Origin of the sequence: Maritimibacter sp. 55A14 (assembly GCF_003122205.1) — a bacterium.
Taxonomy (GTDB): domain Bacteria; phylum Pseudomonadota; class Alphaproteobacteria; order Rhodobacterales; family Rhodobacteraceae; genus QEYE01.
Genome location: NZ_QEYE01000013.1, coordinates 44,267 through 67,792, shown reverse-complemented (window position 1 = coordinate 67,792; position 23,526 = coordinate 44,267). Strand labels below are relative to the sequence as shown.

Sequence of the window (23,526 nt, the reverse complement as noted above, 5' to 3'; positions counted from 1 at the left end):
GGGCAGAACGGATTGTGAGGGAGGCAGACATGCCTAAAGGCTACTGGGTGGCGCATGTCACCGTGGAGGATCCCGAGGTCTATCGGAAGTACCGCGAGGCCAACGCCGCGCCCTTTGCGGCGCATGGCGCGCGGTTCCTGGTGCGCGGCGGCGAGGGCGACGTGGTCGAGCGCGCGCTGCGCCCGCGCACCGTGGTGATCGAGTTTCCCAGCATCGAGGCCGCGCGGGCCTGCTATGACAGCCCCGAATACCGCGCCGCCAAGGCGCTGCGCGACCCGGTCTCGGCAGGCGATATCGTGATCGTGGAGGGCTTCGGCGGCGACTGATCGGCAGGGCATTGGCAGCGCCGCCGCGGCGGATTATATCGAGACGCATGTTTGCCAGACTTCTCAACCGCCTCGCCCAGCCCGGCACCGCCCCGCTGCCCGCCGAAGACGCCCGGCTCGCCCTGGCCGCGCTTCTGGTGCGCATCGCCCGATCGGACCAGGATTATGCCGCCATCGAGATCGCGCGCATCGACCGGATACTCGCCCGGCGCTACGGGCTAGACCCGGATGAGGCGGAAGCCCTGCGCGCCGACGCCGAGACACTGGAGGCCGAAGCCCCCGATACGGTGCGTTTCACCCGTGAGATCAAGGACCACGTGGCGCATGAGGACCGCGAGGGCGTGCTGGAGGCGCTCTGGGACGTGGTGCTGGCCGACGGTACCCGCGACCATGAGGAAGACGGGCTGATGCGGCTTGTGGCGAGCCTGCTCGGCGTCAGCGACCGCGACAGCGCGCTCGCGCGCCAGCGCGTCGCGGCACGCAACGGGGAATGATCGCAGCCCTGCCGATGTACGACCGCCCCGAGACCGCGGCGGCGCATGACAGGCTATGGGCGCGGATACGCGACGCGCTGGCCGCCGAAGGCGTGGCGGCCCCGGACACCTTGCATCGCGGCGGCGATCCCTGGCGGATATGGGAACATCCCGACCTCCTGCTGGGCCAGAGCTGCGGCCTGCCCTACCGCGCCCGGCTTCATCGCCGGGTGACGCTTTTGGGGGCCTTCGATTACGGGCTCGACGACACACCGCCGGGCCATTATCGCAGCGTGCTGCTCGCCGGCCGGGATGCGCCCGAGCGGCTGGAAGCGTTCGCCGGCGGCGTTCTGGCCTATAACGATGCGCTCTCGCAATCCGGCTGGGTCGCACCGCAACCGGCCGCCCGTGCCCACGGGTTCCGGTTCACCCGGTATCTGGCAACCGGCGCCCATGCCGCGAGCGTGGCCGCCGTGGCGGCGGGCCGGGCCGACATCGCCGCGATCGACGCGGTGAGCTGGCGCACAATCCGCGCCCATGACGTGGCGGCGGCGGACCTGGGCGCGGTGGGGCGCACCGCGGCCACGCCGGGCCTGCCGCTGTTCACCGCCCGGCCGGACCTGGCCCCCGCGCTGCGCCGGGCCCTGCAGGCAGCGGCGGAGACGCTCGACACGGATAGCCGCGCGACGCTCGGCATCCGGGGCTTCGTGGCGTTTTCGCCGCGCACCTATCTGGCGCTGCCCATCCCGCCCGGACCCGGCGAATTGCCCGGCACGGGCGGCGATCTGCCCCTGCGGCACCCGTGAATGCCGCCGATTCTCCGTTGCAATCCTCCATTTTTTGCGCCCTACTCCGCCATCGGGGAAACAGGGAAAGCTGCCAAGGCGTGCCTAGAAAGACGACAGAACCACCGGTCATAGAAATCCGGGACCTTCACAAGGCCTATGGGCAACTGGAGGTTCTCAAGGGCGTCGACCTGGTCGCCCGTCGCGGTGACGTGGTCTCGCTGATCGGATCGTCGGGGTCAGGCAAATCGACGCTCCTGCGCTGCGCCAACCTTCTGGAAGACAGCCAACAAGGCGATATCCTCTTCGATGGCGAGCCGGTGATCTGGCGCGGCTCCGGCGCCGGGCGGCATCCCGGCGACAAGCAGCAGGTGATCCGCATCCGCACCAATCTTTCGATGGTGTTCCAGCAGTTCAACCTCTGGGCGCATATGACCATCCTGCAAAACGTGATGGAAGCGCCGGTGACGGTCCTGGGCCGCGACCGGGCCGAGGTGGAACGCGCCGCGCGCGGCTATCTCGACAAGGTCGGGATCGGCGACAAATGCGATGCCTATCCGGCGCAGCTTTCCGGCGGGCAGCAGCAGCGCGCCGCAATCGCGCGCGCGCTCTGCATGGAGCCCGACGCGCTGCTTTTCGATGAGCCCACATCGGCGCTCGACCCGGAACTGGAGCAGGAGGTCGTCAAGGTCATCAAGGCGCTGGCCGAGGAAGGCCGCACCATGCTGATCGTGACCCATGACATGCGGCTGGCCGCGGATGTGTCCGACCATGTCATTTTCCTGCACCAGGGCCGCATCGAGGAAGAAGGCCCGCCCGAAACACTGTTCGGGCAGCCCAAGACAGAACGGCTGCGGGGCTTTCTGAGCTCCACCAAGGCCGCCTGAGCGAAACCGCTTCGACCAACGACAACAAGGGAGACCGACAAATGAAAAAGCTGATCCTTGGCGCCGCCATATTGGCGCTGACCGCCGGCGGGGTCCATGCCCAGACCATCCGCATGGGCACCGAGGGCGCCTATCCTCCGTACAACTTCATCAACGACGATGGCGAAGTCGACGGCTTCGAGCGCGAGTTGGGCGACGCCCTTTGCGAACGCGCGCAGCTCACCTGCGAATGGGTGACGAATGACTGGGATTCGATCATTCCCAACCTCGTCTCGGGCAACTACGACACCATCATTGCGGGCATGTCGATTACCGACGAACGCGACGAGGTGATCGACTTCACCCAGCCCTACCTGCCGCCCGATCCGTCTGCCTTCATGGCGCTGCCCGGCACCGATATCGACGTGGCGGAGGGCGTGATCGCGGCGCAGGCGGGCACGATCCAGGCCAGCTACATTGCAGATATCGGTGCCACGCTTGTCGAATTCGCCACGCCCGACGAAACCATCGCGGCGGTCCGCAACGGCGAGGCCGACGCGGTGATGGCCGACAAGGCCTATCTGGAGCCGATCGTGGCCGAATCCGGCGGCGAGTTCGTGTTCCTGGGCGACGACGTGGCAATGGGCGACGGCATCGGCATGGGCATCCGCGAATCCGACGCGGAACTGCGCGACACGTTCGACACGATGATCTCGGAGATGAAGGAGGAGAACCTCATCAACCCGATGATCGTCAAGTGGTTTGGCGAAGACGCCACGATCTGGGAATAAGCGCCGTTTCGGGCGGGGCCACGCGCCCCGCCCGGCCGCGCCTTCTGCATGTTCTCCTTCTGCTCCGATCCATCCGTCCTGCCGGACTGGCAGTGGTTTGCCTGCTACCTGACGACGGGCAAGCATATGGGTTTCTACGCCTCCTTCGGGACGGTGCTGCTGCTGCTGGCGATCACCGCGCCGGTGGCGATGGCGTTCGGCTTCGCCGGCGCGATGGCGGCGCGGTCGCATTTCCCGCCGCTCGGACTGCTGGGCAAGGGCTATATCGCCATGGTGCGCGGTGTGCCGGACATCGCCTTCTTTCTCTTCGTGCCGATCGCACTCGACCAGGCGCTGGAATGGCTGCGGCACAAGACGCTCTGCCCCGACTGGACCGCGCCGATCCGGCAGGGAAACGATTTCGTGGTCTGCGCGCAGGCCAAACTGCCGCTCTCGTCGAGCCCGCAAAGCGTCCATGACGCCTATAGCTTCGCGCTGGCTGTGGTGGCCTTCTCGGTCGTCTTCGGCGCCTTCGCGGGCAATGTGCTGGTGGGGGCGATGCGCGCGGTGCCGCACGGCCAGCTCGAAACGGCCGAAGCCTATGGCATGACCCGCGCCCAGGTTTTCCGGCGAATCCTGGTGCCGCAGATGTGGGTCTACGCGCTGCCGGGTCTGTCCAATCTCTGGATGATCCTGATCAAGGCCACGCCACTCCTCTTCATCCTCGGCATCACCGACATCGTCTACTGGGCGCGGGAGTTGGGCGGCATGAAAACCGGCGCCTTCGCCTATCCCCACGGCGACTGGCGGCTATGGTATTTTCTTGGTCTGCTGGTCTTCTACCTGGCCTTCACCAAGCTCTCGGAAGTGGTGTTCGAGCGGCTGATGCTGCGGCTCACCCACGGGCAGGCGACGATGGGCGGCGAAGCCCAGCGAAAGGCGCCGGCATGAGCTGCTGGCAGACCATTCAGGACTACGGGCTGCGCTCGCTGGGCATCGGCGAGCGGCTGCTGCCGCGCTCCGACTTCACACTCTGCGATCAGGTGGTGCTGATCGGCTCGGGCATGATCTGGAACGTCTATTTCGGCGCGCTCGCGCTGGCGATGGGTTTCTTTCTGGCCACCGCGCTGGCGCTCGGCAAGGCCAGCGCACACCCCGCGATGCGCAAGCCGGCGGAATGGTTCATCTTCGTCTTCCGCGGCTCGCCGCTTTTCATCCAGTTCTTCTTCGCCTACGAGCTTTTCGTGATCCTGCCGGACGCGGGCCTGTCGATCCCGCTGGGCGTCGTCACCGTCACCGCCGGCACCGACATGCTGACCAAGGCCGCGCTGGGTGCGCTGATCGTGCTCTTCTTCAACACCGCCGCCTATTCGGGCGAGATATTCTATGGTGCGCTGCGTTCGATCCCGAAGGGCGATGTGGAGGCGGCGGACGCCTACGGGATGTCGGGCTGGATGAAGTTCCGGCGCATCGTCTGGCCCACCATGCTGAGGCTCGCCTGGCCGTCCTACACCAACGAGGCGATCTTCCTCTTCCACGCCACCACGCTGGTCTTCTTTTCGGGCTTCCCGGCCTGGCGTCAGAAGGGCGACGCGCTCTATTACGCGAGTTACTTCGCCGACAAGACCTTCAACCCGTTCGTGCCCTACCCGATCCTGGCGGGCTATTTCATCGTGCTGACGCTGCTGGTGATCGGGCTTTTCGGGCTGGTGAACCGCCGTCTGAACAGGCATCTTCCCGTCGAGACGCGGCGGCGCATCCGGTACCGCCCGCAATTCATCCGCTGAGGACCCATGACAGAGCAGCAACAGGCCTGGCTCGACGCCCATCCCGAGATCAAGACCGTGCGCATCGCGGTGTCGGACCTCAACGGCCAGCCTCGCGGCAAGCGGCTGCCCGTGGCCAGTGCGCGCAAGGCGCTGGAGGGCGGCGCGCGGATGCCGCTCTCGACCCACAATGTCGATATCTGGGGCGACGATATCGAGGACAGCCCACTGGTCTTCGAGAGCGGCGACGCCGACGGAATGCTGCGCCCGACCGAGCGCGGCCTGGTACCGATGCCCTGGTTGGGTGCGCCCTCGGCGCTGCTGCCGATGTGGATGTACCAGGAGGACGGCACCCACTTCCCGGGCGATCCGCGGCACGCGCTGGCCGCGGTGCTGGAACGCTACCGCGCCCGCGGCTGGACGCCGGTGGTCGCGACAGAGCTGGAATTCTACCTGGTCGATGACGGCTCAGAGCGTCCCGAACCGCCGATCAATCCCTATTCCGGCCGCCAGGTCCAGGCGCGCGAGGTTCTGGCGCTCAACGGGCTCGATGTCTTCGACGCCTATTTCACCGAGCTCTACGAGGCTTGTGCGGCGATGGGTATTCCCGCCGACAGCGCAATTTCCGAAAGCGGCCAGGGACAGTTCGAGATCAACCTGATGCACGAGGCCGACGCGCTGAAGGCAGCCGATGACGCCTGGCTCTTCAAGCAGACGGTCAAGGGGCTGGCGCGCAAGCACGAAATGGCCGCGACCTTCATGGCCAAGCCCTACGGCGAACATGCCGGCAACGGGCTACATATCCATTTCTCGGTGCTCGACGCCGAGGGCTGCAACATTTTCGACGACGGGACCGAGAAGGGCTCGGACACGCTGCGCCACGCGGTTGCGGGGTGTCTCTCGGCAATGCGCGACAGCGCGCTGCTCTTCGCGCCGCACAAGAACTCCTACCGCCGCGCGACGCCCAATTCCCACGCGCCCACGCAGATCTGCTGGGGCTACGAGAACCGCACCGCCGCGATCCGCATCCCCGGCGGCGCCCCGGCGGCGCGCCGGGTCGAACACCGCGTGGCGGGCGGCGACACCAACCCCTACATGGTGCTGGCCGGCGTGCTCGGCGCCGCGCTCATCGGCATCGAGGACGCGGCCGAGCCCCCGGCCCCGATGACCGGCAACGCCTACGACCAGCCCTTCGAGCAGCTTCCCTTCAGTTGGCGCGAGGCGATCGCGCTCTTCGAGGAAAGCCCGCTGATGGAACGGGTTTTCGGCCCCACCATGGTGGCGAACCTCGTGGTGTGCAAACGCCAGGAGCTGAAGCGGTTCGAGGAACGCTGGACGGATTTCGAATTCGCCACCTATCTGGAGACTGTCTGACCCCGCAGGCGTTTCGGTGGCGCGCGTGAATTTCGACCGACCGCGCGCCCACTTGCCGGGGGCTCGAAGGCTCTGCTAGTCTCTGCCCGACCAACCTGATGAGACATTCATGAAAATCGGCATCCTGCAAACCGGCTATGCCCCTGCGGAGCTGGCGGAGGCGCACGGGGAGTATCCCGACATGTTCGAGCGTCTGCTGGCCGGGCATGGCTTCACCTTCGAGAACTGGCCCGTGCTCGACAACGTCTTCCCCGAGGACATCCGCGCGGCCGAGGGCTGGCTGATCACCGGCTCCAAATACGGCACCTACGAGGAACTGCCCTGGATCGCGCCGCTGGAGGCGTTCATCCGCGAAGCCTATGCCGCACAGGTGCCGCTGGCGGGCATCTGCTTTGGCCACCAGATCATCGCGCAGGCCCTTGGCGGCAAGGTGGAGAAATACCACGGCGGCTGGTCCGTCGGTCGGCAGAGCTATGAGGTCTCGGGCCAGGGCGCGCGCGCCTACAACGCCTGGCACCAGGACCAGGTGACCGCCCTGCCCGAGGACGCGCAGGTGATCGCGCGCTCGGATTTCTGCCAGAACGCCGCGACGGTCTACGGCGACCGGGTCTTTTCCGTCCAGTGGCACCCGGAATTCGACGACGCCTTCATCGAGGGGCTGATCCGCACCCGCGGCAAGGGCGTAGTGCCCGAACCGCTGCTGGAACAGGCCAGGCAGGAGATCGGCAAGCCCATCGCAAGCGACGAAACCGGTGAACAGATCGCCGCCTTCTTCAAACGGGCGCGCGCAAAACAGGGGAGCCGGTGACATGGCCGACGAGGAACTGACCGCGAAGCTGCCGCAGGCGGCGCTGGACTATATCGACGGGCGCCGGCTGGACGAGATCGAGTGCGTGGTACCCGACCTTGCGGGCGTGGCCCGCGGCAAGGCCATGCCGGCCTCGAAATTCGCCAAGTCGACGCGCTTCCACCTGCCCGATTCGATTTTCTTCCAGACCATCACCGGCGACTGGGCCGAGGCCGCGGGCGAACAGGGCTTCACCGAGCCCGACATGACGCTGATCCCCGATTACGAAACCGCGACCGCCGCGCCCTGGACCGCCGACATCACGCTGCAGATCATCCATGACGTGATGGACCGCGCCGGCGTGCCGATCCCGATCGCGCCGCGCAACGTGCTCAAGCGGGTGATCGGACTTTATGAGGCGCAGGGCTGGTCGCCCATCGTCGCGCCGGAGATGGAGTTCTTCCTGGTGGCCCGCAACATCGACCCGACCCAGCCCATCCAGCCGCCGATGGGCCGCTCGGGGCGGCGGGCGGCGGCGCGTCAGGCCTATTCGCTGAGCGCGGTGGACGAATACGGCCCGGTGATCGACGACATCTACGATTTCGCCGAGGCGCAGGGCTTCGAGATCGACGGCATCACCCAGGAAGGCGGCGCGGGCCAGGTCGAGATCAACATGCGCCACGGCGACCCGGTGAAGCTGGCCGACGAGATCTTCTTCTTCAAGCGGCTGATCCGCGAGGCCGCGCTCAGGCATGACTGTTTCGCCACCTTCATGGCCAAGCCCATCGAGGGCGAGCCCGGCTCGGCCATGCATATACACCATTCGGTCATCGATATCGCCAACGGGCAGAACATCTTCTCCGACGCGGACGGGGCCGAGACGCCGGCCTTCCTGCATTTCATCGCCGGGTTGCAGACCCACCTGCCGGGCGCCATCGCGCTTTTGGCGCCCTATGTGAATTCCTACCGCCGCTACGTGCCGGACTTCGCCGCGCCGATCAACCTGGAATGGGGCCGCGACAACCGCACCACGGGCATCCGGGTGCCGATCTCGGACCCAGAGGCGCGGCGGGTGGAGAACCGGCTGGCGGGGATGGACTGCAACCCCTATCTGGGCATCGCGGCGAGCCTGGCCTGCGGCTATCTGGGCCTGATGGAGGGCACGCAGCCCAAGGACGAGTTCCGCGGCGACGCCTATATCGGGGCCGAGGAAATCCCACGCGGGCTGGGCGACGCGCTGGCGCTCTTCGACGCCGACAAGGCGGTGCAGGAGGCGCTGGGGCCGGAATTCTGCCGGGTCTACGGGATCGTCAAGAACCTGGAATATTCCGAGTTCCTGCAGGTCATCAGCCCCTGGGAGCGCGAGCACCTGCTGCTGAACGTGTGAGCGGGTGTCCCGTTTGGCGGGGCATGGGCTGGAGCCGTTCGAGGATACATCAGCAAAACAGAGGGCAGCGCCCGACCCGAGGGGTGGGCGAGTAGCGCCCGCCCCGTGGGGGCGGGTCGGGCGCTGCCCGGTGCGAGGCACCGGGCGGGAACAGATAGCGGATGGCTACAAAATCTCTAAAAACTCATATCTTCACCGGCAATGTAACCGGAGTAATTCGAAATTAATTCCCAACAGTCGCAGCGCGAAAAATCATTGACTCGACCAAGTTCACTATCGGAGCTCCACGATTTCAACCTCTGCATTGCAAGACTCGCATTGAAATCCGAGACGCCCCTCAATGTGCCAAACATACCGTCAAAATCAGATCGATGGGACAGGTGTAGTAAATCCATGTTTATCTTGAGAAAAGAAAATCCCAAAAAGAAAATCGCCTGCGAGTCATCAATGCACTTAACAAGTGCGCTTTTAATTCTCTTTTCACCTCCTTCAGTAAACGTTCTGATTCTTGATATTTTTGAGAAAATTTCTCTTGAGCTGACATCTGCACCAAAACCTGAATCATTTCTCTTGCCTTGTAGCTCTCCAAGGTCGCCATACGGATGTATCACATAGAGACTTTCGTGACATTTCTGCGCGGCTTCGTCTTCAGAAAGATCAAAGTAGACTTGAAGCGCGAGAAAAAAGAAGCGCTCAATAACTCTATCATAATTAAATACGACAAAGGAAAAACTCTCTAATCGAGACAAAAATGTCTCCAAGGTGCCAGCCGACGCAAGAATTTTGAATAAGGCGGCCAACCAAGTATTCCCCAATTCAGAGAATTCAAACTCCCTATAAATGTTATCCGGATCGAAGAATAGTTGGCTGTCCCTTTCCGCTTGATAAAGCGAACGCAATATTAAAGCCTTCCCAAATTTAAGGCGAAATTCATTTTTCGCATGCGCGTGTAGATAGTTATCAATAGAAGGGGCAAGCGGCACACCAGATACAATTCTCTGCATCTCGTAACTGGGATTAGGTTCCGCACCATCTCCTCGGGCAGATTTATCCAGAAGTTTGCATACCTCAAAAAGCTTCTTGTCGCCTTTAGAAATTCCGCCAAATTCGTCTAGCCTAATATCGGCAAATTTAACAATCTGCTCTGCAAGCTTTCTGCCAGTCGGCAACCCAAATTCTGCGCTTGCACCGGCACCAACTACAAATGTGATTCGCCTTACCACGTCACCAATTAACCCTTTTCCTCACCCATCCATTTTCAACGCCGATATGAACGCCGCCTGCGGGATCTCCACCTTGCCGAACTGGCGCATCTTCTTCTTTCCGGCCTTCTGCTTTTCCAGAAGCTTCTTCTTGCGCGTCACGTCCCCGCCATAGCACTTCGCGGTCACGTCCTTGCGTAGCGCGGCGAGCGTCTCGCGGGCGATGACCTTGCCGCCGATGGCCGCCTGGATCGGGATCTTGAACATGTGGCGCGGGATCAGCTCCTTGAGCTTCTCGCACATCGCCCGGCCGCGGCTTTCGGCCCGGTCGCGATGAACCATGATCGAGAGCGCGTCCACCGGCTCGTCGTTCACCAGGATCTGCATCTTCACTAGGTTGTCGGCGCGGTAGCTGTCGATCTGGTAGTCGAAGCTGGCATAGCCCCGCGTGATCGACTTCAGCCGGTCGTAGAAGTCGAAGACCACCTCGTTGAGCGGCAGGTCGTAGACCACCATCGCGCGCGAGCCGGCATAGGTCAGATCCTTCTGGATGCCGCGCCGGTCGTGGCAAAGCTTCAGCACATCGCCCAGGAACTCGTCGGGCACCAGGATCGTCGCGGTGATGCGCGGCTCCTCGATATGGTCCACATAGGTCAGGTCGGGCATGTCGGCGGGGTTGTGCAGCTCGATCATCTCGCCCGATTTCAGGTAGACATTGTAGACGACCGAGGGCGCGGTGGTGATCAGGTCGATGCCCCATTCCCGTTCCAGCCGGTCTCGGATCACCTCCAGATGCAGGAGGCCCAGGAAGCCGCAGCGGAAACCGAAGCCCAGCGCGGCGGAGCTTTCCATCTCGTAGGAGAAGGAGGCGTCGTTGAGCGCCAGTTTCTCGATCGCGTTGCGCAGGTCGTCGAACTCGGCGCTGTCGACCGGGAAGAGCCCGCAGAAGACCACCGGGACCGAGGGTTTGAAGCCCGGCAGGGCCTTTTGCGCGCTGTGCTTTTCGTGGGTGATCGTGTCGCCCACCCGCGTGTCGCGCACCTGCTTGATGGAGCCGGTGAAAATGCCGATCTCGCCCGGTCCCAGTGCGGCCACATCGACCATGCCGGGCCGCAGCACCGCCAGCTTGTCGACATTGTGGATCGCGCCGGTCTGCATCATCCGGATGCGGTCGCCCTTCTTCAGGACCCCATCCATGATCCGCACCAGCACCACGACGCCCAGATAGGCATCATACCAGCTATCGACCAGCATCGCCTTTAGCGGCACGTTGCGTTCGCCCTTGGGCGCAGGAAGGCGCGTGACGATGGCCTCCAGCACGTCGGGAATGCCCAGCCCCGTCTTGGCCGAGATATGCACAGCGTCCGAGGCGTCGATGCCGATCACGTCCTCGATCTGCTCGGCCACCCGCGCGGGCTCGGCGGCGGGCAGGTCGATCTTGTTGAGCACCGGCACGATCTCGTGGTCCGCGTCGAGCGCCTGATAGACATTGGCCAGCGTCTGCGCCTCGACCCCCTGGGTGGCGTCCACCACCAGCAGCGAGCCCTCCACCGCCTGCATCGAACGGCTGACCTCATAGGCGAAATCGACATGGCCCGGCGTGTCGATCAGGTTGAGGATATAGGTCTCCCCGTCCTTCGCCTTGTACTCGATCCGGACAGTGTTGGCCTTGATCGTGATGCCGCGTTCGCGCTCGATATCCATCGCGTCGAGAAGCTGCTCCTTCATGTCGCGTTCGCTGACCGTCCCGGTGAGCTGGATCAGCCGGTCGGCCAGCGTGGACTTGCCGTGGTCGATATGGGCCACGATCGAAAAATTGCGGATATGAGCGAGATCTGTCATGCGCCGGATATGCCCCGGATCGAGAGCCAGAGCAAGATGCCCCGCGCGTGCGAGACGCCGCTGGCCTACGCCGCCGCGCGATCAATTTTCCGGCGGCGCGGCGACGGATTGCGGCCCGCCTCGCGGACGGGCATAGAATGGGATCGAGGAGATTTCGGGGCCGGATCGGGGAGTGGACGCCTTGCCGAAAATTCATGCCGCCACAGTCGCGCTTTTGCTGGGCATGACGGCGAGCGCCTATGCGGGGACGCTGGAGCGCGCCTGCCGGGCCTCCGACCGGACGGAGGTGGACCCGGCGCTCTGCCGCTGCATTCAGCACGTGGCCGACGGGATGCTCAGCCCGCCCGAGCAGCGCCGTGCCGCCCGGTTCTTCGCCGATCCGCACCTGTCCCAGGAATTGCGCCAGTCTGACCGGCCGGGCGACGAGCGGTTCTGGGAACGCTACAAGACCTTCGGCGCGGCCGCCGCCGCCCGATGCGTCCGGCAGGTCTGAGGCGGGAGAGCGGGACTCAGGCCGGCGGTGCAGCAGCGCGGAGTTGGTCGAGCAGCCCGCGAGAAGCCGCCTCCAGCAGATCGAGCGTGTGGTCAAAATCGCGCGTCAGGTACGGATCGGGCACATCCCGCAGCCCCGCCTGCGGCGCATAGTCGAGCATCAGCCGCAGCGCCGTGGCGTTGCCGGGCGGGCGCAGCCGTTCCAGCGCAGCGACATTGTCCGCGTCCATGCCCAGGATCAGGTCGAACCGCTCGAAATCCTGCGCCACGGCCCGGCGCGCCCGCAAGGGCGAGAGGTCATAGCCGCGGCGCGCGGCGGCGGCCTGCGCCGCGCCATATGGCGGCTCGCCCAGATGCCAGTCGCCGGTGCCCGCGCTGTCGAGCGTCAGGCGCAGCCCCGCCTCCCCGGCCATCCGGCGCATCACGGCCTCGGCCGTGGGGGAACGGCAGATATTGCCCAGGCAGACGAAAAGGATGCGTTCGGTCATGGGCGGGAGCCTGCCTCGCGGTCCGCCGCCATGCAAGGGGCACGGCCTGTCTTTCCATCGCGGCCGCCGCGTCCTAGGCTTCGCCCCATGACCGAGGATATCGTGATACTGACCGGGGCGGGTATTTCCGCCGAGAGCGGGCTTGGCACCTTCCGCGACGTGAACGGGCTCTGGACGCGCTACGATCTTGAGGAGGTGGCCACGCCCGATGGGTTCGCCCGTAACCCGGCGCTGGTCCACGAATTCTACAATACCCGGCGCGCCAATTGCCGCGCCGCCACGCCCAACGCGGCGCATCTGGCGCTGGCGCGGCTGGAACGGGAGGGGTTGGGCCGCGTTCTGGTCGTCACGCAGAATGTGGACGACCTGCACGAGCGGGCGGGGTCGCGTGCCGTCTGGCATATGCACGGGCGCCTGGCGCGCGCGCTCTGCGCGGCCTGCGGGTACAGGTGGGACGCCCCCGATTTCATGGATCCGCAGGACACCTGCCCGGCCTGCGCGGCCCACGCCACGCGGCCCGATGTCGTCTGGTTCGGCGAATATCCCCACCGGATGGACGAGATCTGGGAGCGGTTGCGCGCCGCCACGCTCTTCGTGGCGATCGGCACCTCGGGGCAGGTCTATCCGGCGGCGGCCTTCGTGCAGGATGCGGGGCGGGCGGGCGCGCGTACGCTGGAACTCAATCTCGAACCCTCGGCCGGCATCAGCGATTTCGACGAGGCCCGCCTGGGCAAGGCCAGCGACCTCGTGCCCGCCTGGGTGGCGGAGGTGCTGGCGCAGGCCGAGCCCTGAGGCGCCCGCGCCTGGCCGGCTCAGTCGGCCTTGCCGTGCTCCATGCCCGCACCGTGCTCGGGCATCCTCTCCAGATCGACCGGGATCGTCACGGCGATGTCGCCGGCCTTCTCGAAGCGCAGCTTCATCTCGATCTCGTCGCCATGTCTCAGCGGCGCCGTGAGGCCCATCAGCATTACGTGGTCTCCGCCGCGCGCGAGCATGTGCATGCCGCCGGCGGGGATCGCGAATCCGTCCTCGACGGCGCGCATCTGCATCATGCCGTCGGAGGTTTGGGTATGTGTGTGGAGTTCCGCCTTCGCGGCGGCCTCGGTCGTCACGCCGATCAGCCGGTCGGGTTCGGACCCGCTATTGGCGATCGTCATGAAGGCCGCGCCTGTCTTCGCGGTGGGCGTCGCGGCGCGTGCATAGGCGTCGCTGATCGCGATATCGCCAGCAAGAGCGGGCATGGAAAAGAAACCAGCCGCCAGAACGGCGGCGACGTGAAGCGGTCGTATCATCTTGATAATCCTTGGAATTTCGCGGGTCGAGGCCATTGGCCCGGAGGGCGGGCACTCAGCCCAGCGGCGGTCCCCGCACGCGCACCGAGGCCCTATCCCGCGAAACCGCACGCTGGTGCAGATGTGGCCAGACGATCGTGGATGCAGCTACCGTGAGTGGTGAGTGGTCCGGCAGTGCAGCGGCCGTGGCGGAGAACAGCGTCAGACCGTAGTCGGGGCAAACCTCGCGGTGTTCCACCGGGTTGCCTTCCGCGTCGAGCGTGATGACCGTGACGGTCGTGCCCGAGCAGATGACGATCTGACGCGCCAAGGCCGCCTGTCCACGCGCCGACGACATCGAGACGCTGGCGAGCGCAACGAGCAGGACGAGTGGCAGGCCTATGAGAGCGCGGTAAGTCCTCATCCGCGAAGTCTAGACCGCAACCCGCGCCCCTGCCAAGCGGCAAAAAAGAAAAACCCCGCCGGTCCCGGCGGGGTCACGTCCTGCGCGGTGCGCAGCGGATCAGGCCGCGGCCTGCGCCTTGGCGATATCTCGCTTGATCTTCAGCGCGCGCGGCGACAGGTCGCCGTCGCTGGCCTTGGCCAGGAAGGCGTCGAGCCCGCCGCGGTGGTCCACGGTGCGCAGCGCCGAGGCCGAAACGCGAAGCTGGAAGGAACGGTCGAGCGCGTCCGACACCAGCGTGACGTCATTCAGATTCGGCAGGAAACGGCGCTTGGTCTTGTTGTTGGCGTGGCTGACATTGTTGCCAACCATGACGCCTTTACCTGTCAGTTCACAACGGCGCGACATGGATTCGGTCCTCGGGCAAATAAGGGTCTTGGCGCCGCAGCGCGGCACCGAATGGTTCGGATCGCGGTCTTAGGCAGAATCCGGCGGGGCGTCAAGCGATTCATCGCCGGCTTGGTGGCGCGGCCCCGGTCAGGACCGGGCAACGCCGAGGCAGTCGAGCATCTCCTGCGCCGCAGCTTCGGGCGAGCGGCGCTTGGCGGCGACCTCCGCCCCAAGTTCCGCCATCCGCGCCTTCAGATCGGGGCTGCGTTCGAGCTGCGCCAGCAGGCCCGCGCGCACCTCCGCCTCGAACCAGCGTTCGGCCTGCCCGGCGCGCGCCTCGGCCCAGTGGCCCTTGTCGCGCCGCCACTCGGCCAGCGTCCCGATCTCCGTCCAGACCTCTTCCAACCCGGTCTCCTCGACCGCCGAGACCATCAGCGCCTTGGGATAACCCTCCGGATCCTGGGGCCGCTTGCGCAGGAGCCGCAGCGCACCGGCGTAATCCGCGCAGGTGCGCCGCGCCGTCTCGTGCAGGGGGCCGTCGGCCTTGTTGACGACGATCAGGTCGGCGATCTCCATGATGCCGCGCTTGACACCCTGCAACTCGTCCCCGCCCGCGGGTGCCAGCAGCAGCAGGAAGATGTCGGTCATCTCGGCCACCATCGTCTCCGACTGGCCGACGCCCACCGTCTCCACGATGATCACGTCGAACCCCGCCGCCTCGCACAGCGCGATCGCCTCGCGCGTGCGGCGCGCCACGCCGCCCAGGGCCGAAGCCGATGGCGAGGGCCGGATGAAGACGCCGGGCTCGCGGGTCAGTCGCTCCATCCGCGTCTTGTCGCCCAGGATCGAGCCGCCCGAACGCGCCGAGGACGGGTCCACAGCCAAGACCGCGATCCGCAGCCCCTGCCCGGTCAGCATCATCCCGAAACTCTCGATGAAGGTGGATTTGCCGACACCCGGCGTGCCCGAGAGCCCGATGCGCAAGGCCTCGCGCGGGGTGGCACGGCGCAGTGCCTCCATCAAAGCGATCGCCTGTTTGCGGTGATCGGGCCGGGTGCTTTCGATCAGGGTGACGGCGCGGGCCAGTGCGCGGCGGTTGCCTTCGGCAATCTGGCGGGCAAGCTCGGGTATATCGGTCAAGGCTTGCGGGTCCCTTGTTGACACATATGACACATTTCTTGAATTTTCAGGGGTTATGTGGCCTGTCTGAACCCCCTATGTCCAGTGGGATCGACAGAGTGCTGAAAGGCATGTCCGAATGGCTCCGGTTTCCCGCCTGAAATACGGCCTCAATGCCCTTCTCGTGCTGCTCTGCCTGCCGGTTGCGGCGGTGGCCGACGCGCGGCGCGACAGCGCGGTGTTCGACGTCTACCTGCGCGGCATCCGCGCGGGCACGCTGAGCTTTTCCGGCGTGACCGAGGGGCACAGCTACGCCGCCTCGGGCAAGGTGGAGACCGGCGGCATTCTCGCGCTTTTCGTCGATGCGCGCTACGACGCCAGCGTGCGCGGCCGCGTCACGCGCCGCGGCCTCGTTCCCGGCAGATACACCGAAAGCGCTGACACCGGCAGCCGGGTCTCGGAGGCCGAGATCGAGTATCGCCACGGCGTGCCGCAGGTGAAAAAGTACAACCCGCCGCGCAAGTCCTCCAAGGGCACGGTGGAACCCGCAACGCAGGGCGGCACGCTCGATCCGATGTCGGTGATCTACCTTGGGCTGCGCACGGTGAACGGCGACGAGCTCTGCAAGCTCGATGAACCGGTCTTCGACGGTAAGCGGCGGTCGCGCGTGACGCTGTCGGGGCCGGTTGAAAAGGACGGGCAGATAATCTGCAACGGGCTTTACCGCCGTATCGCGGGCTTCTCGGAGAAAGAGATGGCCAAGCGCCAGCGCTACCCGTTCCGGTTGGAATACATCCGCCAGCCCGATGACCGCTACCAGGTGCAGGAACTGGTGCTGACCACCGATGTCGGCATCGGCCGGCTGATACGGCGCTGACCGGGGCGCGTGCCGGCGGACCTTCCCATAGACGAAGCGCTGCCCGCCCTTCTGGGCGCGCTGCGCCAGGACGGCCAGGCCGTGCTTCAGGCGCCGCCGGGTGCGGGCAAGACCACGCGCGTACCGCTGGCCCTGCTGGAGGCCGGCGCCTTCCACGGCCGTCTGGTAATGCTGGAGCCGCGGCGGCTGGCCGCGCGCGCCGCCGCGGCGCGCATGGCCGAGACGCTGGGCGAGGAAACCGGGCAAACCGTGGGCTACCGCATCCGCGGCGAGACGCGCCGCAGCGGGGCGACGCGCATCGAGGTCGTGACCGAGGGTATCCTGACGCGGATGATCCAGTCCGACCCCGAGCTTGCGGGCATCGGCGCGCTGGTCTTCGACGAGTTTCACGAACGTTCGCTCAACGCCGATCTGGGCCTCGCGCTCAGCCTGGAGCTGCGCGGCGCACTTCGCCCGGACCTGAAGCTGCTGGTGATGTCGGCCACGCTTGACACGGCACCCGTCGCAGCACTGATGGGCGGCGCGCCGGTCGTGACCTCCGAAGGCCGGGCCCATCCGGTGGAGACCCGCTATCTCGAGCGGCCCTGGCGGCGGCCCGGCGAGCGCGACCCGCGGCTGGCCGAAGCCGCCGCCGACCTGACCGCGCGCGCCCTGGCGGAAAGCGCGGGCGGCGTGCTCGTATTCCTGCCCGGCGAGGGCGAGATACGCCAGACAGAGGCCCGGCTGGCCGGCCGCCTGCCCACGGGCTGCGCGATCCGCCCGCTCTTTGGCGCGATGGATCTTGCCGCGCAGCGCGCCGCCATCGCCCCGGCGGCGGAGGGGCGCAAGGTGGTGCTGGCCACCGCCATCGCCGAGACATCGCTCACCATCGAGGATATCCGCGTGGTCGTGGATGCCGGCCGCGCCCGCCGCGCGCGCTTCGATCCGGGATCAGGCATGACCCGGCTGGTGACCGAACGCGTCACCCGCGCCGAGGCGGAGCAGCGCCGGGGCCGGGCCGGGCGCGTGGCGCCGGGCATCTGCTACCGGATGTGGACGCCGGGCGAGGACGGCGCGCTGGCCGCCCATCCCCCAGCCGAGATCGAGGCCGCCGACCTGGCCGGGCTGGCGCTGGAACTGGCGCTCTGGGGGGTGAGGGACGCGGCCGACCTGCCCTTTCTCACCCCGCCCAATCCTGGCGCGCTGGCCGAGGCGGGGCGGCTCCTGACCGATCTGGGTGCGCTCGATGCGGCCGGGGCGATCACCGCACATGGGCGGGAGATGGCCGGATTGCCGATGCACCCGCGCCTGGCGCATATGCTGCGCCGGAGCGGCGCGGAGGGGCCGCGCCTGGCCGCACTTCTGGCCGAACGCGATCCGCTGACCGGCGCGCCGGCCGATCTCACGCGCCGCATCGAGGCGCTGCGCGACCCGAAACGTTTCGCCGCCGAACGGCCCTACGGCATCAACCGCGCCCGGTTGGAACGCATCCGCGCCGAGGCCCGACGCCTGCCGCGTGGGCGCGGCCCTGACCGCAGCCTGGCGGAGATGGCCGCGCTCGCCTATCCCGACCGGATCGGACTGCGCCGGCCCGGCGACGCGGCGCGCTTCATCCTGTCGGGCGGCAAGGGCGCGGTGCTGGATCCCGGCGACACGCTGGCGGGTGCGCGGCTGATCGTGGCCACCGATCTCGACGGCGACGCGCGCGAGGCACGCGTGCGGCTGGCCGTGGCGATCACCGAGGCGGAGTTGCGCGGGCTCTATGCCGACCGGATTGAATGGGAAGACATCTGCCGCTGGTCGCGACGCGCACGCGCGGTCCAGACCCGCCGGCAGGAGCGTTTCGGCGCGCTCGTCCTTGCGGATCGGTCCTGGCGCGATTGCCCGCCGGAGAGGATCGCGCGGGCTGCGCTCGACGGCGTGCGGGAGTTGGGGCTGGAGGCGCTGGGTTTCTCGCGCAAGGCAAGGCTTCTTCAGGCGCGTGTGGAGTTCCTGCGCGCCGAAGGCGCCGCTCTGCCCGATTTTTCCGACGCGGGGCTGCTGGAGGCAGCCGGAGACTGGCTGCTGCCCTGGCTTACCGGGCGGCGCAGCGCCGCCGATCTGAAGGCGCTCGACCTTCTGGAGCCGCTTCTGGCGCTGCTCAACCATACCGAGCGGCAGACGCTCGACCGGCTGGCGCCCGCGCAGTTCACCGCGCCCACGGGCAGCCGCGTAGCCATCGACTACGGCGCCGAGACGCCGGAGATAGCAATCCGCCTGCAGGAGATGTTCGGGCAGGCCACCCACCCCGCCGTCGGGCCGGCGCGCCGGCCGCTACGCATCACGCTGCTTTCGCCCGCTCAGCGGCCGGTGCAAACCACGTCGGACCTGCCGGGCTTCTGGGCAAATTCCTATGCCGACGTGCGCCGCGACATGCGCGGCCGCTACCCGCGCCACCCCTGGCCCAAAGATCCGCTGGCTGCCGTGCCCACGCGCCGCGTCAAACCCCGCGGAGCCTGAGCCGCCGCGCGCGAAAAAGAAAGCGCGCCCCGCAGGGACGCGCTGACTTCACTCACACTCAGACTTGGAGTGTCCCCGTGTTCGTCAGGCCGCCTCGGCCTGGGCCTGGTTGCGGCGCTCGCTTTCCTCGCGCGACAGCGCGACCGAGGTGCGCACGCCGCATTCGACGAAATTCATCAGTCCGGTGACGACGCGCTCGTTGGGGTCGATCCCGGCACAGGACAGAACTTCGCGACCGTCCCGAGACCGCGCCCAGCGGGCGATTTGGTCCGGGCCGTTGCCGTATTTCTTGTCATCGGCAATCGCATCGTCGAGCGCCGCCAGAACGACGGCGGCGAAGAGCTTGCGCGCACGCTGCCCCTGCTCGAAGTTGAAAGCCGATCCGTCAACGTAATCGCGCATCACGTTGTCCTTGTATAATGGGTCTTGTCATTTTCGGTTTGCGGCCCAATATGGCGCATTTGTGACGATTCGGTATGGCTCATATTGCATGACACCCATGCACCAGACGCATAGCTTGTCGTCTGATTCACCGTATCTTGTCGCCTTGTCAGCCGCATGTCCGCAAGATATAGGATCGCCCGACGCTCCCAGCAACCTCAAACGAGGAAATTCCATGCCCAAGATCAACGGAAACGAAATCCGGCCCGGAAATGTGCTGGAACATAATGGCGGCCTGTGGGTCGCGGTGAAGGTCAACCATGTGAAGCCCGGCAAGGGCGGCGCCTTCGCGCAGGTCGAGATGAAGAACCTGCGCAACAACACCAAGCTCAACGAGCGGTTCCGCTCCGACGACAAGGTGGAACGCGCGCGGCTGGAGCAGAAGGACCAGCAGTTCCTCTTTGAAAACGACGGGATGCTGGTCTTCATGGATATGGAGAGCTTCGAGCAGATCGAGCTGCCCGCCGACATCCTCGGCGAGCGGCGGCCGTTCCTGCAGGACGGCATGATGGTCACGATCGAGTATTTCGGCGATGAGGCGCTCAATGTCACGCTGCCCCAGAAGGTGACATGCACCGTGGTCGAGACCGAGCCGGTGGTGAAAGGACAGACCGCCGCCAACAGTTTCAAGCCCGCGCTTCTGGACAATGGCGTGCGCGTCATGGTGCCGCCCTTCGTCGCCCAGGAAGAGGCCATCATCGTCAATACCGAGACGATGGACTACGCCGAGCGCGCCTGACGCGCTCGTGAATTGACGCGCGCGGCGGGGGCTGCGCAGTCTCGGCCCCGGTCAGGGGCGGCCCCCACCGGGCTGCCCGCCCCGGAGCGGAGATGATCCCATGAGCAAGTTTCCCAGCCTCGGCGAGAACGCCAATGTCCCCGATATCCTGAGGATGCGGCCCGATGCGGGCGTCGCGTTGATGGAATTGCACGAGGCGGTGATGCGCGGCCCATCGGCGCTCAGCCAGGGCGAACGCGAGTTGATCGCCGCGCAGGTCTCGGCGCTCAACAACTGCCACTACTGCTATGGAATGCATGCCGAAGCCGCCATGGCCCATGGCGTGCCGGAAGCGACGATCCGCGGCGTTTTGGCGGATATCGACAGCGCCGATGTCCGGCCGGCGTTGAAGCCGATCTTGCATTACGTGCGCAAGATAACCGAACGCGCCGATGGTGCGACCGAGGACGATGCGCGCGCCGTCTACGACGCGGACTGGGACGAACAGGCACTCAACGATGCGATCATGGTGGCCTGCTGTTTCAACTTCATGAATCGCCTGCTCGAAGGCCACGGGGTGGAGGGCAACGACGCAATGTTCCGCGAGCGTGGCCCGATGGTGGCCCGGCATGGCTACACGCCGCTCATCCGGATGCTCGACCCGGCGCGCGCAAAGAGCGCCTAGCCGGCCTGCCCCATACGGCCGTGAGTGAGACATCGACCGTTGCCCCCCGCGCGGGATCGAGGGCGAAACCCGCCGCGTCGTTCAAGGGCGCAGGGACAGGATTCTAACCCGCCTGCATGATGATGCAGGTGGTGGAGCCTGTCGCGTAGAGCCGGCCGTCGGCAACGCCCTCGATCCGCCCCTCGGCGACCCCGGTGGAGCGGCCCGCGTGGCTGGTTGTGCCGGTTGCGGCGATCTCGGTGCCCAGCGGGATCGGGCGGATCACGTTTACCTTGTATTCCAGCGTCGTGTAGACACTGCCGCGGGGCACGCGCGTCATCACCGCGCAAGCCATCGCGCTGTCCAGCAGCGTGCCGTACCAACCGCCATGCACAGTGCCCATAGGATTGGCCACGTCGAATTCCGGTACGCCGCGGAACACGACCCGGCCTGGCGCGACCTCGTGCAGGCGGTAGCCCATCAGCCGCGCGATGGGCGGCTGCGGCAGGCGTCCGTCGAGGATCGCCTCCATGAAATCGAGCCCCGACATCGAAAGCAGCGTTTCGCGGCTGGCAAGATCTTCGGGTCCGGTCGCGAAGTTGAACTCGTCCACGAAAAAGGCTCCCCCTTTCAAGTTGCGGGGAGCCTAGATCGGGCGCACGGGGCGAGCAAGCGCCGCGCGCCGGTACATAAGCGGGATGCGGGTCAGGCGACCTGCGAGAGCTCCACTTTCGGGGAGATGCCCAACGCGCCGCAGACCTCGCGCGTCAGATGCGGCTTGTTGAGCGTGTAGAAATGCAGGTTCTCCGCCCCGCCCTCGACCAGATCGGCGCAAAGCTCCGAGCAGACGGCGATCGCCATCAACTCCTCGCGGCCATCGCGGACCGCCCGGCGGAAGGCCGTGTCGATCTCGCGGGGGACATGCGCGCCGCAAGCGGCGGCGAAACGACTGGCCTTGGCCCAGTCCTCGACCGGCAGCACGCCAGGGATGAGCCGCGCACCGTCGATCCCCGCCTTTTCGGCGCGATCCCGGAAGCGGAAGAAGTTCTCGGCCTCGAAGAAGAACTGCGTGATAGCGTAGTCGGCGCCGGCTTCGAACTTGCGCTTGAGCCAGGAGACGTCGGCATCGACATCGGCGGCATCGGGATGCGGATCGGGATAGGCGCCGACCCGGATGGTGAAATCGCCGGCCTCCTTCAGCCCCTCGATCAGCTCCACCGACGAGGCGAATCCGTCGGGCGCGGCGCGAAAGCGCCCCTGCCCCTTCGGCGGGTCGCCGCGCAGCGCGACCAAATCGGACACGCCCAGCCGGGCATAGCCGCGGGCGATCTCCAGCGTCTCCTCGCGGGTGGCGTCGACACAGGTCAGATGCGCCGCGACATTGAGCCCGGTATTGCCGTGGATCGCCTCCACCGCCTCATGGGTCAGTTTGCGGGTGGTGCCGCCCGCACCGTAGGTGACCGACACGAAGGCGGGATTGAGCGGCGCCAGCGTCTGCACCGCATCCCAGAGCCGGAAGCTCGCATCCAGGGTCTTGGGCGGGAAGAATTCGAATGATACGTTCGGTGTCATGGCCTGTGCCTCTCGAGACTGTGTTGAGCCCCTTGTGCCACGCGCGCGCTTGTGAGACAAACTCATAATATTCATCAACGTTATGAGCCATGTCGAAGTTACATCTTGAATTCCGGCACCTGCGCACGATCCGCGCCATCCACCAGGCGGGCGGGCTGGCGCGTGCGGCGGCGATGCTCAACATCACGCAATCCGCGCTGAGCCACCAGATCAAGGGTCTGGAGGACCAGATCGGGGTGGAGCTTTTCGTGCGCCGCTCCAAGCCCATGAAACTCTCGCCCGCGGGGCATCGGCTGCTGAAACTGGCCGAGCGCATCCTGCCGGAGATCGAGGGGCTGGAGGACGAGTTCGACGCCCTGCGCCAGGGCCGCACGGGCCGGTTGCATATCGCGATCGAATGCCATGCCTGTTTCGAGTGGCTCTTTCCGGTGCTCGAACAGTTCCGCCGCGCCTGGCCGGAGGTCGATGTCGATATCCGGCCGGGGCTGAGTTTCGAGGCTCTGCCGGCACTGGCACGCGAGGAGATCGACCTTGTCGTCTCCTCCGACCCCGAGGAGATGGCCGGGATCACCTTCCGGCCCCTCTTCGACTACGAGCCGGTTTTCGTGGCCTCATCGCAGCATCCGCTGGCCCAAAAGCCCTTTGTGGTGGCCGAAGATTTCCGCGATGTCACGCTCATCACCTATCCGGTGGACCGTGCGCGGCTCGACGTGTTCAGCCTGCTGCTGACGCCGGGCGGGGTGGAGCCGCGGGCCGTGCGGCAGGTGGAATTGTCGGCGGTGATCCTGCTGCTGGTGGCCTCCAACCGCGGGGTGGCGGTGCTGCCCGACTGGGTGGTGCGGCAGGTGCGCTACAATTCCGATTACGTGACGCGGCCGCTGGGTCCGGAGGGTATGACCAAGCGGCTCTATGCCGCGACGCGCAGCGACGATGCCGCCAAGCCCTTCATGGCCCATGTCCTGAAGCTGATGCGCAGCGAGCCGGTGAAACTGCAGCGCGACGGATGAGCGGGCGGCGGCCCTGCGGGCCGCGGGA

27 protein-coding genes are annotated in these 23,526 nt (G+C 66.3%); 17 read left to right on the top strand and 10 right to left on the bottom strand.

The genetic code is table 11. The features are described 5' to 3' along the window. The first annotated feature begins 29 nt into the window (after window positions 1–29). From DDZ14_RS12545 to DDZ14_RS12500, 10 genes are all read left to right on the top strand, one after another. Complete coding sequence (locus DDZ14_RS12545) at window positions 30–326, top strand: DUF1330 domain-containing protein (protein WP_109425326.1); 297 nt, start codon at window positions 30–32, stop codon at window positions 324–326. A gap of 47 nt (window positions 327–373) precedes the next feature. Beyond that, the gene (locus DDZ14_RS12540; RefSeq protein ID WP_109425325.1) at window positions 374–820 is read left to right on the top strand and encodes a TerB family tellurite resistance protein; all 447 of its coding nucleotides are present in this window, start codon (window positions 374–376) and stop codon (window positions 818–820) included. Continuing rightward, complete coding sequence (locus DDZ14_RS12535) at window positions 817–1,605, top strand: PhnD/SsuA/transferrin family substrate-binding protein (protein WP_109425324.1); 789 nt, start codon at window positions 817–819, stop codon at window positions 1,603–1,605. The genes DDZ14_RS12540 and DDZ14_RS12535 overlap by 4 nt, the downstream gene beginning before the upstream one ends. Before the next feature lie 80 nt (window positions 1,606–1,685). Continuing rightward, entirely contained in the window at window positions 1,686–2,471 is a 786-nt protein-coding gene (locus DDZ14_RS12530; RefSeq protein ID WP_109425323.1) for an ABC transporter ATP-binding protein, read from the top strand. A gap of 41 nt (window positions 2,472–2,512) precedes the next feature. Then, window positions 2,513–3,241, top strand: coding sequence for a transporter substrate-binding domain-containing protein (locus tag DDZ14_RS12525; RefSeq protein WP_109425322.1), 729 nt, complete (start codon window positions 2,513–2,515; stop codon window positions 3,239–3,241). 48 nt (window positions 3,242–3,289) lie between these two features. After that, on the top strand, window positions 3,290–4,171 hold the full coding sequence (locus tag DDZ14_RS12520) for an ABC transporter permease (protein WP_109425321.1): 882 nt from the start codon (window positions 3,290–3,292) through the stop codon (window positions 4,169–4,171). Next, complete coding sequence (locus tag DDZ14_RS12515; RefSeq protein WP_109425320.1) at window positions 4,168–5,007, top strand: ABC transporter permease; 840 nt, start codon at window positions 4,168–4,170, stop codon at window positions 5,005–5,007. The genes DDZ14_RS12520 and DDZ14_RS12515 overlap by 4 nt, the downstream gene beginning before the upstream one ends. 6 nt (window positions 5,008–5,013) lie before the next feature. Next, window positions 5,014–6,360 (top strand): glutamine synthetase family protein, encoded by a 1,347-nt coding sequence (locus tag DDZ14_RS12510; protein ID WP_109425319.1) that lies wholly within the window; start codon window positions 5,014–5,016, stop codon window positions 6,358–6,360. Between the two features lie 109 nt (window positions 6,361–6,469). After that, window positions 6,470–7,168, top strand: a complete 699-nt coding sequence (locus tag DDZ14_RS12505) for a type 1 glutamine amidotransferase (RefSeq protein ID WP_109425318.1) — start codon at window positions 6,470–6,472, stop codon at window positions 7,166–7,168. A gap of 1 nt (window position 7,169) precedes the next feature. After that, window positions 7,170–8,534 carry a glutamine synthetase family protein gene (locus tag DDZ14_RS12500; protein ID WP_109425317.1) on the top strand — a complete coding sequence of 455 codons (1,365 nt, stop codon included), beginning with the start codon at window positions 7,170–7,172 and terminating at the stop codon, window positions 8,532–8,534. A 176-nt stretch (window positions 8,535–8,710) separates the two neighbouring features. On the opposite strand, the gene DDZ14_RS19395 is transcribed toward DDZ14_RS12500, so the two are convergent. Both DDZ14_RS19395 and lepA read right to left on the bottom strand, forming a co-directional pair. Next, window positions 8,711–9,757: a hypothetical protein gene (locus tag DDZ14_RS19395; protein ID WP_146193135.1), complete on the bottom strand. Its 1,047-nt coding sequence runs from the start codon at window positions 9,755–9,757 to the stop codon at window positions 8,711–8,713. Window positions 9,758–9,778: 21 nt separating this feature from the next. Beyond that, the gene (lepA, locus tag DDZ14_RS12495) at window positions 9,779–11,578 is read right to left on the bottom strand and encodes a translation elongation factor 4 (protein ID WP_109425316.1); all 1,800 of its coding nucleotides are present in this window, start codon (window positions 11,576–11,578) and stop codon (window positions 9,779–9,781) included. Window positions 11,579–11,759: 181 nt separating this feature from the next. On the opposite strand from lepA, the gene DDZ14_RS12490 reads away from it, so the two are divergent. Next, window positions 11,760–12,071: a hypothetical protein gene (locus tag DDZ14_RS12490; protein WP_233252567.1), complete on the top strand. Its 312-nt coding sequence runs from the start codon at window positions 11,760–11,762 to the stop codon at window positions 12,069–12,071. Window positions 12,072–12,087: 16 nt separating this feature from the next. Here the strand turns inward: DDZ14_RS12490 and DDZ14_RS12485 are convergent, their stop codons facing one another. Continuing rightward, on the bottom strand, window positions 12,088–12,558 hold the full coding sequence (locus DDZ14_RS12485) for a low molecular weight protein-tyrosine-phosphatase (RefSeq protein ID WP_109425315.1): 471 nt from the start codon (window positions 12,556–12,558) through the stop codon (window positions 12,088–12,090). Between the two features lie 87 nt (window positions 12,559–12,645). On the opposite strand from DDZ14_RS12485, the gene DDZ14_RS12480 reads away from it, so the two are divergent. After that, window positions 12,646–13,350 (top strand): NAD-dependent deacylase, encoded by a 705-nt coding sequence (locus tag DDZ14_RS12480; protein ID WP_109425314.1) that lies wholly within the window; start codon window positions 12,646–12,648, stop codon window positions 13,348–13,350. A gap of 20 nt (window positions 13,351–13,370) precedes the next feature. On the opposite strand, the gene DDZ14_RS12475 is transcribed toward DDZ14_RS12480, so the two are convergent. The 4 genes from DDZ14_RS12475 to meaB all read right to left on the bottom strand — a co-directional run bounded on the left by DDZ14_RS12475 (window position 13,371) and on the right by meaB (window position 15,762). Further along, the gene (locus tag DDZ14_RS12475) at window positions 13,371–13,850 is read right to left on the bottom strand and encodes a copper chaperone PCu(A)C (protein WP_109425313.1); all 480 of its coding nucleotides are present in this window, start codon (window positions 13,848–13,850) and stop codon (window positions 13,371–13,373) included. Between the two features lie 55 nt (window positions 13,851–13,905). Further along, a complete protein-coding gene (locus DDZ14_RS12470; protein WP_146193134.1) occupies window positions 13,906–14,160 on the bottom strand; it encodes a hypothetical protein in 255 nt (84 codons plus the stop codon). Window positions 14,161–14,352: 192 nt separating this feature from the next. Then, window positions 14,353–14,640, bottom strand: a complete 288-nt coding sequence (gene rpmB, locus DDZ14_RS12465; protein ID WP_109425311.1) for a 50S ribosomal protein L28 — start codon at window positions 14,638–14,640, stop codon at window positions 14,353–14,355. A gap of 129 nt (window positions 14,641–14,769) precedes the next feature. Next, a complete protein-coding gene (gene meaB, locus DDZ14_RS12460; protein ID WP_109425310.1) occupies window positions 14,770–15,762 on the bottom strand; it encodes a methylmalonyl Co-A mutase-associated GTPase MeaB in 993 nt (330 codons plus the stop codon). A gap of 118 nt (window positions 15,763–15,880) precedes the next feature. On the opposite strand from meaB, the gene DDZ14_RS12455 reads away from it, so the two are divergent. Next, window positions 15,881–16,618 (top strand): DUF3108 domain-containing protein, encoded by a 738-nt coding sequence (locus tag DDZ14_RS12455; RefSeq protein WP_109425309.1) that lies wholly within the window; start codon window positions 15,881–15,883, stop codon window positions 16,616–16,618. Window positions 16,619–16,627: 9 nt separating this feature from the next. Further along, window positions 16,628–19,096 (top strand): ATP-dependent helicase HrpB, encoded by a 2,469-nt coding sequence (gene hrpB / locus DDZ14_RS12450; protein WP_109425308.1) that lies wholly within the window; start codon window positions 16,628–16,630, stop codon window positions 19,094–19,096. Between the two features lie 84 nt (window positions 19,097–19,180). Here hrpB and DDZ14_RS12445 read toward each other — a convergent pair whose 3' ends face one another. Then, window positions 19,181–19,498 (bottom strand): DUF6280 family protein, encoded by a 318-nt coding sequence (locus DDZ14_RS12445; RefSeq protein ID WP_109425307.1) that lies wholly within the window; start codon window positions 19,496–19,498, stop codon window positions 19,181–19,183. A gap of 214 nt (window positions 19,499–19,712) precedes the next feature. Between DDZ14_RS12445 and efp the strand changes: the two genes are divergently transcribed. After that, entirely contained in the window at window positions 19,713–20,276 is a 564-nt protein-coding gene (efp, locus tag DDZ14_RS12440) for an elongation factor P (RefSeq protein ID WP_109425306.1), read from the top strand. Between the two features lie 100 nt (window positions 20,277–20,376). Beyond that, on the top strand, window positions 20,377–20,940 hold the full coding sequence (locus tag DDZ14_RS12435) for a carboxymuconolactone decarboxylase family protein (RefSeq protein ID WP_109425305.1): 564 nt from the start codon (window positions 20,377–20,379) through the stop codon (window positions 20,938–20,940). Window positions 20,941–21,043: 103 nt separating this feature from the next. Here DDZ14_RS12435 and DDZ14_RS12430 read toward each other — a convergent pair whose 3' ends face one another. Together DDZ14_RS12430 and metF are read right to left on the bottom strand one after the other, a co-directional pair. Beyond that, a complete protein-coding gene (locus tag DDZ14_RS12430; RefSeq protein WP_109425364.1) occupies window positions 21,044–21,469 on the bottom strand; it encodes a PaaI family thioesterase in 426 nt (141 codons plus the stop codon). A gap of 155 nt (window positions 21,470–21,624) precedes the next feature. Further along, window positions 21,625–22,491, bottom strand: a complete 867-nt coding sequence (gene metF, locus DDZ14_RS12425; protein WP_109425304.1) for a methylenetetrahydrofolate reductase [NAD(P)H] — start codon at window positions 22,489–22,491, stop codon at window positions 21,625–21,627. Between the two features lie 89 nt (window positions 22,492–22,580). Between metF and DDZ14_RS12420 the strand changes: the two genes are divergently transcribed. Further along, window positions 22,581–23,498, top strand: a complete 918-nt coding sequence (locus tag DDZ14_RS12420) for a LysR family transcriptional regulator (RefSeq protein WP_109425303.1) — start codon at window positions 22,581–22,583, stop codon at window positions 23,496–23,498. Window positions 23,499–23,526: the final 28 nt, after the last annotated feature.